At 61.6% G+C, this 17,660-nt stretch carries 18 protein-coding genes; 8 read left to right on the forward strand and 10 right to left on the reverse strand.

Annotated elements, in window-relative coordinates:
- Positions 1-2: 2 nt before the first annotated feature.
- On the reverse strand, positions 3-206 hold the full coding sequence (locus C4J85_RS00310; protein WP_124365282.1) for a twin transmembrane helix small protein: 204 nt from the start codon (positions 204-206) through the stop codon (positions 3-5).
- Positions 207-238: 32 nt separating this feature from the next.
- On the opposite strand from C4J85_RS00310, the gene C4J85_RS00315 reads away from it, so the two are divergent.
- Genes C4J85_RS00315 through C4J85_RS00335 form a run of 5 tightly spaced genes read left to right on the forward strand, consistent with a single transcriptional unit; the run spans position 239 to position 4,162 of the window.
- Positions 239-1,003 (forward strand): SURF1 family protein, encoded by a 765-nt coding sequence (locus C4J85_RS00315; protein ID WP_124408721.1) that lies wholly within the window; start codon positions 239-241, stop codon positions 1,001-1,003.
- Positions 969-1,553: a hypothetical protein gene (locus tag C4J85_RS00320; protein ID WP_124365284.1), complete on the forward strand. Its 585-nt coding sequence runs from the start codon at positions 969-971 to the stop codon at positions 1,551-1,553. The genes C4J85_RS00315 and C4J85_RS00320 overlap by 35 nt, the downstream gene beginning before the upstream one ends.
- A gap of 10 nt (positions 1,554-1,563) precedes the next feature.
- On the forward strand, positions 1,564-2,643 hold the full coding sequence (locus C4J85_RS00325; RefSeq protein ID WP_124408722.1) for a heme A synthase: 1,080 nt from the start codon (positions 1,564-1,566) through the stop codon (positions 2,641-2,643).
- Positions 2,631-3,530 (forward strand): heme o synthase, encoded by a 900-nt coding sequence (gene cyoE / locus C4J85_RS00330; RefSeq protein ID WP_124365285.1) that lies wholly within the window; start codon positions 2,631-2,633, stop codon positions 3,528-3,530. The genes C4J85_RS00325 and cyoE overlap by 13 nt, the downstream gene beginning before the upstream one ends.
- Positions 3,527-4,162: an SCO family protein gene (locus C4J85_RS00335; RefSeq protein WP_124408723.1), complete on the forward strand. Its 636-nt coding sequence runs from the start codon at positions 3,527-3,529 to the stop codon at positions 4,160-4,162. Before cyoE ends, C4J85_RS00335 begins: the two co-directional genes overlap by 4 nt.
- Before the next feature lie 130 nt (positions 4,163-4,292).
- Here the strand turns inward: C4J85_RS00335 and C4J85_RS00340 are convergent, their stop codons facing one another.
- From C4J85_RS00340 to C4J85_RS00350, 3 genes are read right to left on the reverse strand one after another with little or no spacing between them, the layout of a single operon-like run.
- On the reverse strand, positions 4,293-5,063 hold the full coding sequence (locus tag C4J85_RS00340) for a MetQ/NlpA family ABC transporter substrate-binding protein (protein ID WP_124365286.1): 771 nt from the start codon (positions 5,061-5,063) through the stop codon (positions 4,293-4,295).
- 51 nt (positions 5,064-5,114) lie between these two features.
- A complete protein-coding gene (locus C4J85_RS00345) occupies positions 5,115-5,789 on the reverse strand; it encodes a methionine ABC transporter permease (protein ID WP_124365287.1) in 675 nt (224 codons plus the stop codon).
- Positions 5,789-6,796 (reverse strand): methionine ABC transporter ATP-binding protein, encoded by a 1,008-nt coding sequence (locus C4J85_RS00350; RefSeq protein ID WP_124365288.1) that lies wholly within the window; start codon positions 6,794-6,796, stop codon positions 5,789-5,791. The genes C4J85_RS00345 and C4J85_RS00350 overlap by 1 nt, the downstream gene beginning before the upstream one ends.
- A 265-nt stretch (positions 6,797-7,061) precedes the next feature.
- Between C4J85_RS00350 and katE the strand changes: the two genes are divergently transcribed.
- Positions 7,062-9,203, forward strand: a complete 2,142-nt coding sequence (gene katE, locus C4J85_RS00355) for a catalase HPII (protein WP_124408724.1) — start codon at positions 7,062-7,064, stop codon at positions 9,201-9,203.
- 116 nt (positions 9,204-9,319) lie between these two features.
- On the opposite strand, the gene C4J85_RS00360 is transcribed toward katE, so the two are convergent.
- From C4J85_RS00360 to zur, 4 genes are read right to left on the reverse strand one after another with little or no spacing between them, the layout of a single operon-like run.
- The gene (locus tag C4J85_RS00360; RefSeq protein WP_124405916.1) at positions 9,320-10,039 is read right to left on the reverse strand and encodes a PA5502 family lipoprotein; all 720 of its coding nucleotides are present in this window, start codon (positions 10,037-10,039) and stop codon (positions 9,320-9,322) included.
- Between the two features lie 37 nt (positions 10,040-10,076).
- The gene (gene znuB, locus C4J85_RS00365; RefSeq protein ID WP_124360638.1) at positions 10,077-10,865 is read right to left on the reverse strand and encodes a zinc ABC transporter permease subunit ZnuB; all 789 of its coding nucleotides are present in this window, start codon (positions 10,863-10,865) and stop codon (positions 10,077-10,079) included.
- Complete coding sequence (gene znuC / locus C4J85_RS00370; RefSeq protein WP_124369084.1) at positions 10,858-11,643, reverse strand: zinc ABC transporter ATP-binding protein ZnuC; 786 nt, start codon at positions 11,641-11,643, stop codon at positions 10,858-10,860. Before znuC ends, znuB begins: the two co-directional genes overlap by 8 nt.
- Positions 11,643-12,125, reverse strand: a complete 483-nt coding sequence (zur, locus tag C4J85_RS00375; RefSeq protein ID WP_124365291.1) for a zinc uptake transcriptional repressor Zur — start codon at positions 12,123-12,125, stop codon at positions 11,643-11,645. Before zur ends, znuC begins: the two co-directional genes overlap by 1 nt.
- A 58-nt stretch (positions 12,126-12,183) precedes the next feature.
- On the opposite strand from zur, the gene C4J85_RS00380 reads away from it, so the two are divergent.
- The gene (locus C4J85_RS00380) at positions 12,184-13,113 is read left to right on the forward strand and encodes a zinc ABC transporter substrate-binding protein (protein WP_124369085.1); all 930 of its coding nucleotides are present in this window, start codon (positions 12,184-12,186) and stop codon (positions 13,111-13,113) included.
- A gap of 126 nt (positions 13,114-13,239) precedes the next feature.
- Here C4J85_RS00380 and C4J85_RS00385 read toward each other — a convergent pair whose 3' ends face one another.
- Positions 13,240-14,193, reverse strand: coding sequence for a homoserine kinase (locus tag C4J85_RS00385; protein ID WP_124408725.1), 954 nt, complete (start codon positions 14,191-14,193; stop codon positions 13,240-13,242).
- Positions 14,194-14,248: 55 nt separating this feature from the next.
- On the reverse strand, positions 14,249-14,539 hold the full coding sequence (locus tag C4J85_RS00390; RefSeq protein WP_124360643.1) for a DUF2782 domain-containing protein: 291 nt from the start codon (positions 14,537-14,539) through the stop codon (positions 14,249-14,251).
- Positions 14,540-14,613: 74 nt separating this feature from the next.
- On the opposite strand from C4J85_RS00390, the gene polA reads away from it, so the two are divergent.
- Positions 14,614-17,409 carry a DNA polymerase I gene (gene polA / locus C4J85_RS00395; RefSeq protein WP_124408726.1) on the forward strand — a complete coding sequence of 932 codons (2,796 nt, stop codon included), beginning with the start codon at positions 14,614-14,616 and terminating at the stop codon, positions 17,407-17,409.
- Positions 17,410-17,660 lie beyond the last annotated feature (251 nt).

Genomic DNA, 17,660 nt, shown 5'->3' on the forward strand with positions numbered 1-17,660 from the left:
TTCTACCACGGCGCATGCGAGACCAACTGGCCACTGAAAAAGCCCCAGGCGATCAGCCCGACGGTGATGGCGGCCAACACGACACGCACGGTCAGGGCAGTGACGAGGCGGTTGGAACGGCCCTCGTCCTTGACCAGGAAGAACAAGCCACTGAACAGGCTCGCGACAGTCGCGATCAGCATCAGGGCAATGGCGGCTTTGAGCATGGTCTGGCTCCGGGCTTCAGGGGGAGGGGGCAATGAGATTCAGTATAGCCAGTGCCAAGCAGCGCCTGCGGCCCGGCATCGCGCCGACCTTGGTGGTGCTGCTGTTGCTGCCGTTGATGGTCGGCCTGGGGTTCTGGCAACTGTCGCGCGGTCAGGAAAAACAGCGCTTGGTCGACACTTACGCAGAGCGGCGTGCGGCCGAGCCCCTGGGCAGCGAGCAGCTTGCAGCCAGTGCCGACCCAGCCTTCCGCCGGGTTCGTCTGCGCGGCAACTTCGATGCCGAACACAGCGTGCTGCTCGACAACCGTATGCGCGACGGCAGGGCCGGGGTTGAGCTGTTACAACCCTTCCATGACCAGGCCAGCGGCCTGTGGTTGTTGCTCAATCGCGGCTGGCTGCCCTGGCCGGACCGCCGCACGCCACCGCTTTTCACCACCCCGGATCAACCGGTGAGTCTTGTCGCCTGGGTGTACGTCGCCCCCGGCGAAACCTTCCAATTGCGCGTCGACCCCACAACCGCGCAGTGGCCGCGCCTGTTGACCGCGTTGCATCCCGTCGCGCTGTGGGCTGAATTGCGCCGCAGAGGGTTCGCCTACGAGCTGCGCGCCGAAGCCGGCCCCGGTACCTACGACACCACCTGGCCGGTGGTCGCCATGGGCCCGGAAAAACACCTGGGGTATGCCGTGCAGTGGTTTGCCATGTCACTGGCGCTGCTGGCGCTTTACCTCTACCTCGGATGGCACAACGCAAAGGAGAAGCACCATGGGAGCCGCCATGAATCCACTCAACATGTCTGAGGCGCCGGACCGGCGTAAAGGCCGCTTTCAGCTGATCCTGATTCTGCTGATGGTGGTGGGCCCGATGGTGCTGGCGACCTTTATGTACAAGCTGCAGTTCTGGGTGCCGGACAATCGCAGTTATCACGGTGAAATGATCGGTAACGGCCAGACCCGCGCCGACATCGGCGTGCAGGCCGATGAGCAGCGCTGGCAACTGTTGGTCACCGCCCCCGCCGCTTGCGCCGCCGAATGCCAGCAACTGGTGTACCTCGCGCGCCAACTGCAGATCGGCCTCGGTCGCGATGCGTCCCGCGCCAGTCACGCGCTGGCCAGTGCGCAGCCGGTCGCAACCGACTACGACGCCAGGCTCAAGGCCGAGTACCCGCAATTGCAACGCTACTCACTGGACCTGTCGACCTTCAACCGCAATGCCGCCGCGCCGGGCGATGCGCACCTGTGGATCGTCGACCCCCACGGTAACCTGGTGCTGCGCTACGACGCCAAGGTCAACGGCAAGGATTTGCTCAACGACCTGCGCCTGCTGTTGAAACTGTCGAACATCGGATAAGGGCATCATCATGGCCAAGCCTGGATTTCGCCTCGCGTTGTTTGCCACCTTGCTGGCGCTGATCGTCGTGTTGCTTGGCGCCTATACCCGCCTGACCCATGCTGGCCTGGGTTGCCCGGACTGGCCGGGTTGCTACGGCTTTATCAGCGTGCCGCAGAGCGCAGCCCAGTTGGCCCATGCCGAGCTGCATTATCCGGATACGCCGGTGGAGGCCGACAAAGGCTGGGCCGAGATGACTCACCGCTACTTTGCCGGCACCCTCGCCCTGCTGATCGCGCTGCTGGCGGCGCGTGCGTGGAGCCACCGACGCGACCCCGGCCAGCCGGTGAAATTACCGCTGTTCGTGTTGATGGTGGTGATCGCGCAGGCGGCGTTCGGCATGTGGACGGTGACCCTCAAGCTGTGGCCGCAAGTCGTGACGGGGCACCTGTTGGGCGGCTTTGCCACCTTGAGCCTGCTGTTCCTGTTGACCCTGCGCTTGTCCGGTGTGTTGCCCGCGTTGATCGTGCCCAGGCGCCTGCAATATTGGGCAACGGCGGGGTTGGTGCTGGTGATCGGGCAGATTGCGCTGGGCGGATGGGTCAGCTCCAACTACGCGGCGGTGGCCTGTGTCGATTTGCCAACGTGCCACGGCCAATGGTGGCCGGCAGCGGACTTTGCCAACGGCTTTCACCTGACCCAGCATATCGGCCCTAACTACCTCGGCGGGCAACTGGACAGCGATGCGCGTACGGCCATTCACCTCACCCATCGCGTCGGGGCGGTGCTGGTCACGCTGGTGCTGCTGGGCCTGGCCTGGCAACTGCGCGCGGTGGGCATGACGCGCCTGGCGGGCTTGCTGTTGATCGCCCTGGCGGCGCAAATCAGCCTGGGCCTGAGCAATGTGGCGTTCGGCTTGCCACTGCCGGTGGCGGTGGCTCACAACGCCGGGGGCGCGGCGCTATTGCTGAGCCTGGTACTGGTCAATTATTACGCGCGTACCAGCCTGGTCCGGGTGCGCGTTCCACGCCCGATTGCCTGGCGGTTTATTCCGCGCAAACAGGTATCGGGCCTGATAACCCTTAAAGGAGAGATGCCATGGCGTCCTTGATCGGCGCGGGTCACGGCCAGGCTATCTGGCGCGACTATCTGGAGCTGACCAAGCCGAAGGTGGTGGTGCTGATGCTGATCACCTCGCTGGTGGGCATGTTCCTCGCCACCCGCGCCGGAGTGCCGTGGACGGTGCTGGTTTTCGGCAACCTGGGCATCGCCTTGTGTGCGGGCGCGGCGGCGGCGGTCAATCATGTGGTGGACCGGCGCATCGATGCGTTGATGGCGCGTACGCACAAACGACCATTGGCCGAGGGGCGCGTCTCGCCGGCTGCGGCACTGGCTTTTGCGTTGTTGCTGGCGGTGGCGGGCCTGGCGCTGCTGCTGGCCTTTACCAACCCGCTGGCGGCATGGCTGACGTTGGCCTCGTTGCTGGGCTATGCGGTGATCTACACCGGCTTTCTCAAACGCGCGACGCCGCAGAACATCGTCATCGGTGGCCTGGCCGGCGCCGCGCCGCCGCTGTTGGGCTGGGTCGCGGTAACCGGGCATATCAGCGCTGAACCCCTGCTGCTGGTGCTGATCATCTTTGCCTGGACGCCGCCGCACTTCTGGGCGCTGGCCATTCACCGCAAGGAGGAGTACGCCAAGGCTGACATCCCGATGCTGCCGGTCACCCACGGCGAGCATTACACCAAGGTGCATATCCTGCTCTACACCTTTGCCCTGCTGGCGGTGAGCCTGATGCCCTATGTGATCCATATGAGCGGGTTGCTGTACCTGGTCTGTGCGCTGGTATTGGGCGGGCGCTTTCTGCAATGGGCCTGGGTGCTGTACCGTGGCAGCCAGCCGCACGCGGCGATCAACACCTTCAAGTACTCCATCTGGTACCTGCTGCTACTGTTTATCGCCCTGCTCGTCGACCACTACCTACTGTTGAACCTATGACTCGAACTCAGAAAACTGTCTTCATTCTCGTGGCCCTGGTGGCGTTGATCATGGGCCTGACTGTCAACAAGGTGCTATCGGGCAAAGGCCAGGGCGATCCCACTGCGCTGATCGACGCCGGCATCATCCTGCTGCCGCAAAGTCGCCAGCTGCCTGCGGTGAGCATGACCAACCAGGACGGCCAGCCGGTGCTGGTCGATGAGCTGAAAGGCAAGTGGAGCCTGCTGTTCTTCGGCTACACCTTCTGCCCGGATATCTGCCCGACCACCCTCGCCCAGCTGCGCCAGATCAAGAGCGAACTGCCCAAGGACGCGGTGGATAAGTTGCAAGTGATCCTGGTCAGCGTCGACCCGAACCGCGACACCCCGGCCCAGCTCAAGCAGTACCTGGGCTATTTCGATCCGCAGTTCCAGGGGCTGACCGGTGCGAATGTGCAGGAGGTGCAGACGGTCTCGAATGCGGTGAGCATCCCGTTCATCCCGGCGGACACCAGCAAGCCCAACTACACCGTCGATCACAGCGGTAACCTGGCGCTGATCGGGCCGGACGGTACCCAGCGTGGGTTCATTCGCGCGCCGTTGAATAACCAGAAGCTGGTGGCGCAGTTGCCAGTTCTGCTGCAGCGTAAATAGCTCACGACACAAAACAATGTGGGAGGGGGCTTGCCCCCGATAGCAGAGTGTCAGTCGATGAAGATGTTGACTGACCTGCCGCTATCGGGAGCAAGCCCCCTCCCACATTTTTGATCTCCAGCGTGTTGGATCAGAACGCTGGCTTGATCGCGCCTTTGTACTTCTCTTCGATGAATTGCTTCACTTCAGGTGTGTGCAGGGCGGCTACCAGCTTCTTCACCGCGTCCGAATCCTTGTTGTCTTCACGGGTCACCAGGATGTTCACGTAAGGCGAGTCGCTGCCTTCGATCACCAGGGCGTCCTTGGATGGGTCCAGCTTGGCTTCCAGCGCGTAGTTGGTGTTGATCAGGGCCAGGTCGACCTGGGTCAGCACGCGCGGCAGGGTGGCGGCTTCGAGTTCGCGGAACTTCAGGTTTTTGCTGTTACCGGTGATGTCCTTGGTGGTCGACAGGATGTTGGTCGGGTCCTTCAGGGTAATCAGGCCGTTGTTGGCCAGCAGCAACAGGGCGCGGCCGCCGTTGGTGGCGTCGTTCGGGATCACCACATTTGCGCCGTCCGGCAGCTCGTCCAGCTTCTTGTATTTGCTCGAGTACGCGCCCAGCGGTTCCAGGTGCACGCCGCCGACGCTCACCAGGTGAGTGCCCTTGGCCTTGTTGAATTCATCCAGGTACGGCTGGTGCTGGAAGAAGTTGGCGTCCAGGCGCTTTTCAGCCACCTGTACGTTCGGCTGCACATAGTCGGTAAAGACTTTGACCTGCAGGTCCACGCCTTCTTTGGCCAGCGCGGGTTTCACGAATTCCAGGATTTCTGCATGCGGCACTGGCGAGGCGGCGACCGTGAGGGTCTCGGCATGGGCAGAAAACGCGGCGACGGCGGCGAAAGCAACCAGTAGTTTTTTCATCCAGCAAGCTCCTTGTTCGGGCATCTGCCGGCACCAGGCCGGCCATGGCCGTTATTTTCGAGAAAAGTGCACCACCAGCTTGTCGCCGACGGTCTGCAGAATTTGCACCAGGATCAACAGCATCACCACGGTGACTACCATCACGTCGGTCTGGAAACGCTGGTAACCGAAACGGATCGCCAGGTCGCCCAGGCCACCGGCACCGACCACGCCGGCCATCGCCGTGTAGGAAACCAGTGTAATCGCCGTTACGGTAATTGCCGCAAAAATGCCGGGGCGTGCCTCGGGCAGCAACGCGTTGATGATGATCTGGCGCGTGCTGGCACCCATCGACTGCGTGGCCTCGATGATGCCGCGGTCCACTTCACGCAGGGCGGTTTCCACCAGGCGCGCAAAGAATGGCGTGGCGCCCACCACCAGCGGCGGAATCGCACCCGCTACGCCCAGCGATGTGCCAGTGAGCAGCACGGTGAACGGAATCATCACGATCAACAGGATGATGAACGGCAGCGAGCGCAGGATGTTCACGATCAACGACAGCAGCGCGTACAAGCCTTTTTGCTCGAACAGCTGACGTGGGCTGGTCAAGAACAGCAACACACCCAACGGCAGGCCCAGCACGACCGTGAAGAACAGCGAACCGAACAACATAGTCATGGTATCGCCGGTGGCGAGCCAGATTTCGGACCAGTCGATGTTGGCAAAGAAGCTCAGGAAAACGTCCATCAGCGCAGCACCTCCATATGAACGTCAGCGGCGGTGAAGCGCGCAAACGCGGCTTCCATGTCACCGCCGGTGACGGCGAGGGTCAATTGCCCGTAGGGGATATCTTTGATGCGGTCGATACGACCGGCAAGGATGCTGTAGTCCACCCCCGTTTCCCGGGCGACGGTACCCAGCAATGGCGCGTAGGTCGCGTCCCCTTGGAACGTCAGGCGCACGATACGGCCCGGTACGTGGGCGAAGTCATCGTGCTGTTCGCCTTCATCGACCTGTTCGGCTTCCTGGACGAAGCGCTTGGTGGTCGGATGCTTGGGATGCAGGAACACATCGGCCACCGAGCCCTGCTCGACGATCACGCCGGCGTCCATCACGGCCACCTGGTCGCACACGCGACGAATCACGTCCATTTCATGGGTGATCAACACGATGGTCAGCTTCAGCTCGCGGTTGATTTCCGCCAGCAATTGCAGGACCGACGCGGTGGTTTGCGGGTCGAGGGCGCTGGTGGCTTCATCGCACAGCAGAATCTTGGGTTTGGTCGCCAGGGCGCGAGCGATGCCGACGCGCTGTTTCTGGCCGCCAGACAATTGCGCCGGGTACTTGCGGGCGTGGTCCGACAGGCCGACGCGGGCGAGCAGCTCGGCGACACGCAGGTCGATTTCCTTGCGCGACAATTCGCCGGCCAATGTCAGCGGCAGCGCCACGTTGTCTGCAACGGTCTTGGACGCCAGCAAGTTGAAGTGCTGGAAAATCATGCCGACTTGCTGACGGAAACGGCGCAGGCCGTTGGCATCCAGTGCGGTGACTTCTTCGCCGTCGACACTGATCTGCCCGCCACTGGGCTCTTCAAGGCGATTGATCAGGCGCAGCAGGGTACTTTTTCCCGCACCCGAGTGGCCAATCAGGCCAAACACCTGGCCGTTTTCGACGCGCAGGCTGGTGGAGTGCAGGGCTGGAATATCCTTACCGGCGACGCGGTAGGTTTTATGGACGTTTTGAAACTCGATCACGTAGCGAACCTTGTGGGGCGCATGGAAAAGGGATCAGCGGTTAGCCGGGCGCGCATTTTAGCCTGTCCATCCAGTGATTCTTAGCATTTATTTCGTATCTATCCTGCGATTTGGCAATAACGAGACCGAAGGTCATAAAAAGGGAACGGCTCATAACGCTATCAGTCACTACTAAAGCAATGCGATGTTCCGGGTGCCGTGCCCGGGGCTTCATTCAAACGAGCCGGGGACCGCTCTGGCCACTTTGACTAAGGAGTTTTGACTGATGAGTACCAAGAAGCCAGGCACCCCGCCGAAGAGTGAACTCGCGGGTACCGATACCCTGGACCGAGGCAATACCAACACCAAATTGCAGGCGTTGGAAGAATTCCGTTCCGATGCGACCGGCCAGGCCCTGCGCACTAACCAGGGCGTGAAGATCTCCGACAACCAGAACACCTTGAAGGTCGGTGCCCGTGGCCCTTCGTTGCTGGAAGACTTCATCATGCGTGAAAAAATCACGCACTTTGACCATGAGCGCATCCCGGAGCGCATCGTGCATGCCCGCGGTACCGGCGCCCATGGCTATTTCCAAAGCTACGGCGACCATTCGGCGCTGACCAAGGCTGGTTTCCTACGTACTCCGGAGCATAAAACGCCGGTGTTCGCGCGTTTTTCCACGGTGCAGGGGCCGCGCGGTTCCGGTGACACCGTGCGTGACGTGCGCGGTTTTGCCGTGAAGTTTTTCACCGACGAAGGCAACTTCGACCTGGTGGGCAACAACATGCCGGTGTTCTTCATTCAGGACGCGATCAAGTTTCCTGATTTCGTGCACGCCGTTAAGCCTGAACCGCACAACGAGATTCCTACAGGCGGCTCGGCCCACGATACGTTCTGGGACTTTGTCTCGCTGGTACCGGAGTCGGCGCATATGGTGGTGTGGGCGATGTCTGACCGCGCCATTCCGAAAAGCCTGCGTGCAATGCAGGGTTTCGGCGTGCATACCTTCCGTTTGATCAACACCGAAGGCAAATCGAGCTTTGTGAAGTTTCACTGGCGGCCAAAGGTCGGTACCTGCTCGCTTGTGTGGGACGAAGCGCAAAAGCTGGCGGGTAAAGATACCGATTACCACCGTCGCGACCTGTGGGAAGCGATTGAGAGCGGCGACTACCCCGAATGGGAACTGGGCGTGCAGATCGTTGCAGAAGAAGACGAGCATAAGTTCGACTTCGACCTGCTCGACCCGACCAAGATCATCCCAGAGGAACTGGTGCCGATCACCCCGCTGGGCAAGATGGTGCTTAACCGCAACCCGGACAATTTCTTTGCCGAGGTCGAGCAGGTTGCGTTCTGCCCAGGCCATATCGTGCCGGGTATCGATTTCACCAACGACCCGCTGCTGCAAGGTCGTCTGTTTTCCTACACGGACACCCAGATCAGCCGTCTCGGTGGCCCGAACTTCCATGAGATCCCGATCAATCGCCCGGTCGCACCAAACCACAACAACCAGCGCGATGCGCTGCATCGCAGCGTGATCGATAAGGGCCGCGCAGCCTACGAGCCGAACTCCATCGACGGCGGGTGGCCGAAGGAAACGCCGGCAGGTCCAACCGACGGCGGTTTTGAGTCCTACTACGAGCGCATCGATGCGAACAAGGTCCGCGAGCGCAGCGAGTCGTTTGGCGACCATTTCTCCCAGGCCACGCTGTTTTTCAACAGCATGAGCCACCACGAGAAAGAGCACATCATCGCCGCCTACAGCTTCGAGTTGGGCAAGGTCGAGCGCGAACATATTCGTGCCCGCCAGGTGAATGAAATCCTGGCCAACATCGACCTGGAACTGGCCAAGCGCGTGGCGCAGAACCTGGGCCTGCCAGCGCCGACCAAAGGCACGGTGCCGGTACGTGAAACATCGTTGAAGCAATCGCCGGCATTGAGCCAGGTGAATTTGCTGTCCGGCGACATCAAGACGCGCAAAGTGGCGATTCTGGCGGCTAACGGCGTGGACGGTGCAGCGATTGATGCACTCAAAGCCGCACTTGAGGCTGAAGGTGCGCACGCCAAGTTGCTGGGGCCGACTTCGGCGCCTGTGACCACCGCCGATGGCAAGTCGCTGCCGGTGGATGCGTCGATGGAAGGCATGCCGTCCATTGCGTTTGACGCAGTGTTTATCCCTGGCGGTAAAGAGTCGGTCAAAGCGCTGAGCGGCGACGGTGTGGCGCTGCACTACGTGCTGGAAGCGTACAAACACCTGAAGGCCATTTTGGTGGCCAATGACGTGAAGCCTTTGTTGGATCTGCTGAAGCTGGAGGCGGATGCGGGGTTGATCGTGGGTGCGGATGCCAAGGCGTTCAAGGCGTTCTTCGCCGCGATTGCCCAGCATCGGGTCTGGGATCGGGAGCCTAAGGCCAAGGCGATTCCGGCTTAATTATTGGGTTGTTTGTTAGATCGCCATCGGGGGCAAGTCGAATCGTCGCACCGCCCCTCCCACACTTGAACGTATTCACAGTTCAAAATGTGGGAGGGGGCTTGCCCCCGATGCTTTTAATCTGCCTTACGCGGAATCAACACAACCTGCGCCGGAATGTGTTTCAAAATTTGCCGGTGAATCTTCAGGTCATACCCTGCATCAATGCGCTTCACCCGTTTGGTCAGCAACGTGGCCAACCACGGGTAATCCTCGGTGCGTGGCACCTGGAGGCTGACGTCGCACTGGTAATTCACCACATCGGTGGCGATGGCATCCAGCTGATGGCGCATGGCTTCGACATCCGCCAGGTTCAACGCCACGGTGGTGCTCGGCGCCGCCGGGTCGATGACCTTGGCGGCGGGCTTGGCTTCGGCGGCTTTCAACGCGGCCTCGGCCTGATCCAGCTCGGCTTTGCGCGCATGGCTGATGGCGCTGTTGACGCCACCGGTCAGGGCCGGGGCCTTGGGCATCAGCGCGCGGGCACGGCTCAGGGCTGTGGCGGCGGCGTTGACATCACCCTTTTGCAGCACGATCTGGCTGCGCTGCAGGTAGGCTTCGGCCAATTGCCGCTGGTAAGCCTCGAGCGCCGGATCGTTGGGCGATTGGGCCTGCAACGTGGCGAGCTGGTCTTCGGCGGTGGCCAATTCGCTGCTGGCCAGGTTTTGCTCCAGTTGCGCGATGGCCGCAGCACGCGGGTCCAGCGCTTCGGGGGCGGCGGGCGGTGTGCTTTGACAGGCGCCCAGCAGCAGGGAAAATGCGGCAAGGAGCAGATAACGGAAGGTGAACGGCTTCATTCCTGCGACTCTCTATTTGCGCAAAAAGCGAGCAAGTCTACACCCCTCGACGGGGCAGGACAAAACTCAGCAGAAACAGGGCGGCCGCCGATACTACGATCGACGGCCCGGCCGGTGTGTCCTTGAACCATGACAATGCCAGGCCTCCACACACTGCCAGCATGCCCAACAGGCTTGCGCCGATTGCCATTTGCTCCGGCGAACGAGCATGGCGCTGAGCGGCGGCTGCGGGAATGATCAACAGCGACGTGATCAACAATACGCCGACAATCTTCATCGCGACAGCGATCACCACCGCGATCAACAACATCAGCGCCAGGCGCAGGGCCGGCACGGGCAAACCTTCTACCGTGGCGAGTTCCTCGTGCACGGTAATCGCCAGCAGCGGGCGCCACAGGCTCACCAGCAGCACCAGCACCGCCGCGCTGCCGCCCAGGATCCACATAAGATCGACAGGGCTGATCGCCAGCAGATCGCCAAACAGGTAGGCCATCAGGTCAATGCGCACTTCATGCATGAAGCTCAGCACCACCAGGCCCAGGGACAAGGTACTTGGCGCCAGGATGCCCAACAGCGTATCGGAGGCCAGTGGCTGGCGCTGTTGCAGCGTCACCAATAACACCGCCAGCAGCAGGCAGCCGACCGTTACGGCGATGGTCGGGCTCACATCCAGCAGGAAGCCCATGGCCACGCCGAGCAACGCGGCATGGGACAGCGTGTCGCCAAAGTACGCCATGCGCCGCCAGACCACGAACGAGCCCAACGGGCCCGCCACCAGCGCCAAAGCCAAGCCTGCCAGCAGGGCGTAGAGCAGAAAATCAGCCATGCTTGCAGCTATCTCCATGAACATGAGGGTGGGGAGCGGCGGGGTCGTCAACCACGGCGCCGTGCAGATCATGGGCGTGGTCGTGGTGGTGATGATAGATCGCCAGGCTTTGTGCGTTCTTACCGAACAGCTCGACGAACGCCGGGTCGCCGCTGACCTGCTCCGGGTGGCCGGAACAGCACACGTGACGGTTGAGGCAGACCACCTGGTCGGTGGTGCTCATCACCAGGTGCAAATCGTGGGAAACCATCAGCACACCGCAGCCGTGACGGTCGCGCAAGCGGGTGATCAGGCTGTATAGCTCGGCTTGCCCGGCGACGTCGACGCCTTGCACGGGCTCATCGAGCACCAGCAGCTCTGGCTCGCGCAACAGCGCGCGGGCCAGCAGCACGCGCTGCATTTCACCGCCGGAGATGCTCTGCACCGGGCTGTCGATCACCTGTTCGGCGCCGACTTCCTTGAGCGCCGCCTGCGCGCGGGCACGGTCAACCGCCGGTACCAGGCGCAGGAAACGTAGTACGGAAAGCGGGAGTGTCGGGTCTACGTGCAGCTTCTGCGGCATATAGCCCACGCGCAGTTTGGGCCTGCGCCATACGCTGCCACGGTCGGGCTTGAGCAGGCCCAGCACGGCGCGCACCAGCGTGGTCTTGCCGGCGCCATTGGGGCCGATCAGGGTAACGATCTGCCCCGGCTCCACGCTCAATGCGATGTCATCCAGCACGTTTTGCCCGGCGAACGTGACCCCAACCTGCTCCAGGCGGATTAACGCATTGCTCATCACGCCCCCTGACAGCCCGAGCACAGGCCGACCACTTCGACCGTTTGCCCTTCGACGCTGAAGCCGACTTCAGCGGCGCTTTTGATGATGGCGTCACTGATGCTTTTTTGTTCAAGCTCGATGGCGGCGTGGCACTGGCGGCAAATCAGGAACTGGCCCTGATGCGCGTGTTCCGGGTGGTTACAGCCGACAAAGGCGTTGAGCGAGGCGATGCGGTGCACCAGGCCGTTTTCCAGCAGGAAATCCAGCGCGCGATAAACCGTGGGCGGCGCAGCGCGGCGGCCGTCCTGCTCGCTGAGTACGCCGAGGATGTCGTACGCGCCGAGCGGCTTGTGGCTTTGCCACACCAGCTCCAGCACGCGACGACGCAGTGCGGTCAGGCGCAAACCCTTCTGCGCGCACAGGGTGTCGGCCTCCGACAGCGCAGTGTGAACGCAGTGAGAGTGATCGTGGGGACGGCTGGCAAGCGGTGTTATAGGCATGAGCGGCGACAGATATTTGATAGAGACGTTATTATGTTACCCGTTCCTACGCCATTGAGTGGTCATCGTGTCCCGACTTTTTCCCGTTTTTGTCGTATTTGTCACCAGTTTGTTCATGGCTGGCGCCGCTCAGGCCGAGGTCAAGGTGCTGACCAGCATCAAACCGCTGCAGCTGATTGCCGCTGCTGTGCAGGACGGTGTAGCGGTTCCGGAGGTGTTGCTGCCACCGGGTGCGTCGCCGCATAACTTCGCATTGCGCCCATCCGACGTACGGCGCGTGCAGTCGGTAGACCTGCTCTACTGGATCGGGCCGGACATGGAAACATTTCTGCCGCGCGTGCTGAAAGGCCGTACGGCGACAACGGTGGCCGTGCAGGACCTGCCGGGCATGAAACTGCGCCGGTTCGGCGAAGATAGTCACTCCCACGCCGATGAAGCCGACGAACATGACCACGATCATCGCCCCGGCAGTGTGGATGCACATCTGTGGCTGTCGACGGTGAATGCGCGGGTGATCGCGGCGCGTATGGCGGCTGACCTCAGTGCCGCCGACCCGGCCAATGCCGCGCGTTACCAGAGCAACGCAAAGGCCTTCGAGGATCGCCTCGATGCGCTGGATGTGCGCCTGAAGCAGCGTTTGGCCGGCGTTGAGGGCAAACCTTACTTTGTGTTTCACGAAGCTTTTGATTACTTCGAAGACGCCTACGGCTTGAAGCACGCCGGCGTGTTTGCCGTTGCAGCCGAAGTGCAGCCAGGCGCCCAGCATGTGGCGGCGATGCGCACGCGGTTACAGGAAGTGGGCAAGACCTGTGTGTTCAGCGAGCCACCGTTGCGACCAAGGTTGGCGGAGACGCTGGTGGCAGGTTTGCCGGTGAAGCTGGCGGAGTTGGACGCGCTGGGTGGCTACACCCCGGCCACGGCCCAGGGTTACGAGCAGGTGCTGGAAAAACTGGGCAATGATCTGGCCGGGTGCCTGGAATCGCTCTGACTGCCACTGCAGATCAAATGTGGGAGGGGGCTTGCTCCCGATGTGGGAGTGTCAGTGAGCACATCATTGGCTGACCCACCCTAATCGGGAGCAAGCCCCCTCCCACATTTTTGATCGTGTGTATCTTTAGAGGGCGAACGGCAAGTGGACAGCTACTTGCTGACGCTGCATCAGCCGCTGCTCGAACTCCGCCGGGTCATGAATCAGCACATCCTGCCCGGCAAACGCCTGCGCCGCGATCAGCCGCGACAGCCAGAAGCGCACACACGCCACTCGCAACAGGGTCGGCCACAGCTCGGCTTCCTTCGCGGTAAACGGCCGCAGCCCCGCGTAAGCCCCAAGCAATGCACGGGCGCGCTGCCCATCGATCACGCCGTTGGCATCCGAACACCAGTCATTCAAGGCGATGGCGACGTCGTACAGCATCGGCCCCGAGCAGGCGTTGTAGAAGTCGATCAGGCCGGTCAGGTGCGTGCCTTCGAACATCGCGTTGTCGCGGAACAGGTCGGCGTGTACGTTGGCGCGCGGCAGGGCAAGGATCTGCGTCTTGCAGGCCTGGATCTCGCTCAAGGCGTCCTGCAGAAGCCGCTGTTGCGCGTCGTTCAGGTGCGAAATCAACTGCGCGCCTTCAGTGAGCATCCAATCCAGCCCACGATCGGTCTTGCGTTCCAGCACCTTGTCGCCCTGGGTCGCCAGATGCAGGTGACCGAGCAAGTCGCCGACCTGGGCGCAATGCTGGGCGTTGGCGTCCTTGATGTGTTTGCCGGCCAAGCGTGGTTGCAGCAGCGCCGGCTTGCCGGCCAGCGTGCGCAGGGCAACGCCGTCGGTGGTGCGCAGGGCGTAAGGCACGGGCAGGTCGGCGTCGTGGAGTACGTCGAGCAGTTCGATGAAGAATGGCATTTCCGCAACGGGGCCACGTTCAACCAGGGTCAGGACGTACTCGCCCTGTTCCAGGCTGATAAAGAAATTGGTGTTTTCGCTACCGGCGGCAATCCCCTGGAAATCAAGCAGGCGGCCGAGCCCGTAAGGGGCAAGAAAGGTTTCCAGCTCGGGCCGAGCCAGGGGGGTGAACACAGACATGGTTAAAACTGCCGTTACGGGCGCCGCTCAGGGCGGCGCCGTTGAAGTTAGGGAATCATTTCCATTCGAAGATCTTCCATGACGGGATCAGCATATCCGGCTGGTCGGAACGGATGAAGTTCGCGTCGGTTCCGTCAGCGCGTACCAGGAAATACGGTGGAGCACCTTTTGGCGTGACCTTGATGGCGTACAAAAAGCCGTTTTGGCGGTACTCCTGGATAGTCTTGTCGCCTTCCGTGCGAATGGTCACTTCCGGATCGGCCGAAGGCGCATCGTCTGCCGCCATGGCAGCCATCGGAGCGAGTGCAATCAAGCCAGTGAACAGCAGGCGATTGAATGTACGCATGATAACCTTGTCCCTTTGTTTTCATTGGTCCGGCTATTCTAGCGCCTGACCCGCCGAAAAGGTTGATCCTGCTCATGAGCCAAGCGCCTCTCGTCCTGGTGGACGGTTCTTCTTATCTGTACCGCGCCTTCCACGCGCTGCCACCGCTGACCACCTCCAAAGGCCTGCCCACCGGCGCGGTCAAGGGCGTGTTGAACATGCTCAAGAGCCTGCGCAGGCAATACCCGAACAGCCCGTTCGCCGTGGTGTTCGACGCCAAGGGCGGGACCTTTCGCGATGACATGTACGCCGAATACAAGGCCAATCGCCCGAGCATGCCCGATGACATGCGCCTGCAGATCGAGCCCCTGCACCAGAGCGTGATCGCCCTGGGCTTCCCGTTGCTGTGCGTCGAAGGCGTCGAGGCCGATGACGTGATCGGCACCCTGGCCCGCAGCAGCGCGGCCGCTGACCGTCCCGTGGTGATCTCCACCGGCGACAAGGACATGGCGCAACTGGTGGACGGGCACATTACCTTGGTCAACACCATGACCGGTAGTTCGATGGACATCGAGGGCGTAAAGGAGAAATTCGGCGTCGCTCCAGAGCAGATCATTGATTACCTGGCGTTGATGGGCGATTCGTCCGACAACATCCCTGGCGTTCCCGGAATTGGCCCGAAGACCGCCTCCGGTTTGCTGGTGGGTGTGAATGGCGGCCTGAAAGAGCTGTATGAGCAACTGGATATTGTGCCGACCCTGCCGATTCGTGGCGCCAAGACGCTGCCGGCGAAGCTGGAAGAGCATAAGGAGATGGCGTTCCTGTCTTACCAGTTGGCGACGATCAAGATCGACGTGCCCCTGGATATCGGCCTGGACGACCTGCACCTGATCGAGCCGGATCGCGAAAAGCTGCTTGAGTTGTACACGCTGCTTGAGTTCAAGAGCTGGTACGAAGAGATCCAGCGCGATACCAAGCGTGTCGAGCTCAAGACGGCAAACGAGGTTGCGCCCGTCGCCCAAGCGTCGGTTGAGGCGGTGATAGCGGTGCCGGTGGAGTCGGTTTACACCACCATCCTGGACCAGGCCACGTTCGATCTGTGGCTGAAGAAGCTCAACGACGCGCCGTTGTTTGCCTTCGACACCGAGACCACCGGGATCGACGCCCAACAGGCCCAGTTGGTTGGGCTTTCGTTCGCGGTGCAGCCCCATGAAGCGGCCTATATCCCGCTGACACATGCCTACACTGGCGTGCCGGATCAATTGGACCGTGACACCGTGCTGCTGGCCTTGAAGCCGTTGCTGGAAGATCCGACCAAGCTCAAGGTCGGCCAGCACGCCAAGTTCGACATGAATATCCTGGCCAACTGCGCTATCGGCGGTGACCCTGCGCAGGGCATCACCGTGCGCGGCATCGCCTTCGATACCATGCTCGAATCCTACGTGCTGAACTCCACCGCGACGCGCCATGACATGGACAGCCTGGCGAAAAAATACCTGGACCACGACACCGTCAGCTTCCAGGACATCGCCGGCCGGGGCGCCAAGCAGCTGACATTCGACCAGATCGCCCTTGAGCAAGCCGGCCCGTATGCGGCCGAAGACGCCGATGTGACGTTGCGCCTGCACCAAAAACTGCACGCGCAGCTGGCGGCGATCCCGAGCCTGGCCAGTGTGCTGACGGAGATCGAGATGCCGTTGGTGCCGGTGCTGGCGCGTATCGAGCGCCAGGGCGCCCTGGTGGACAAGGCACTGCTCGGCATCCAGAGCATCGAGCTGGGCAACAAGATGGTCGAGCTGGAGCGCCAGGCGTTCGAGATTGCCGGTGAGGAATTCAACCTGGGTTCGCCCAAGCAGCTCGGGGCGATTCTCTACGAGAAACTCGGGATGCCGGTGTTGAAAAAAACCGGCAAGGGCCAGGCATCCACGGCTGAAGAAGTGCTGGCCAAGCTGGCCGAGGATGATTTTCCGCTGCCCAAGGTGCTCATGCAGTACCGCAGCATGAGCAAGCTGAAAAGCACCTATACCGACCGCCTGCCGGAACAGATCAACCCACGTACCGGGCGTATTCATACGTCTTACCATCAGGCGGTGGCGGCGACCGGGCGTTTGTCCTCCAGCGATCCGAACCTGCAGAACATCCCGGTGCGCACCGCCGAGGGGCGACGCATTCGCCAGGCGTTTGTCGCGCCCAAGGGCTACAAGCTGCTGGCAGCGGACTATTCGCAGATCGAACTGCGGATCATGGCGCACCTGTCGAAGGACGAAGGCCTGATGAACGCCTTTCGCAACGATCTGGACGTGCACACCGCCACGGCTGCCGAGGTCTTCAAGGTCGAATTGACCGAGGTCACCTCCAACCAGCGCCGCAGTGCCAAAGCGATCAACTTCGGCCTGATCTACGGCATGGGCGCCCAGAAGCTCGGCAAGGACATCGGCGTCGACACCAAGACCGCCAAGGCTTATATCGATGTGTACTTCGCCCGCTATCCCGGCGTGCGCGAATACATGGAGCGCACCCGCGCCCAGGCGGCGGACCAGGGCTTTGTGGAAACTTTTTTCGGGCGGCGCCTGTACGTGCCGGATATCAACTCCAACAAGCCCCAGGAGCGCGCGGCGGCAGAACGCACCGCGATCAACGCGCCCATGCAGGGCACGGCGGCGGACATCATCAAGAAAGCCATGGTGAAGGTGGACAACTGGCTGACCGAGTCGGGGCTGGATGCCAAGGTCATCCTCCAGGTGCACGATGAATTGGTACTGGAGGTGCGTGAGGATCTGATCCCTGAGGTCAGCGAGAGGATCCGCGAGCACATGAGCGCCGCCGCGCAGTTGGACGTGCCCCTGGTGGTGGACGTCGGCGTTGGCGATAACTGGGACGAGGCCCATTGATTCTGCGGCCACGCCATCACCGCGCGTGATGGCACGGCGCTTTAGATCGGAAACTGCCGTCAGTTATTTCCAAGAGTTTTTTGAACCCGCCGGAACTTAACCCGTGAACCGTCACTCAGAGTTACTGAATGGGTGGTGAAGCCCTTCAATGCTCCTATGTTGTGTTAAGTGTTGGCAGATATCTGGACCCCGCCCTAGCGGTCCGGAACTTGGACCCCGAACTTCCCTCCCCATACGAAGTCCGGGGTTTT

Source organism: Pseudomonas sp. R4-34-07, assembly GCF_003852375.1.
Taxonomy (GTDB): Bacteria; Pseudomonadota; Gammaproteobacteria; order Pseudomonadales; family Pseudomonadaceae; genus Aquipseudomonas.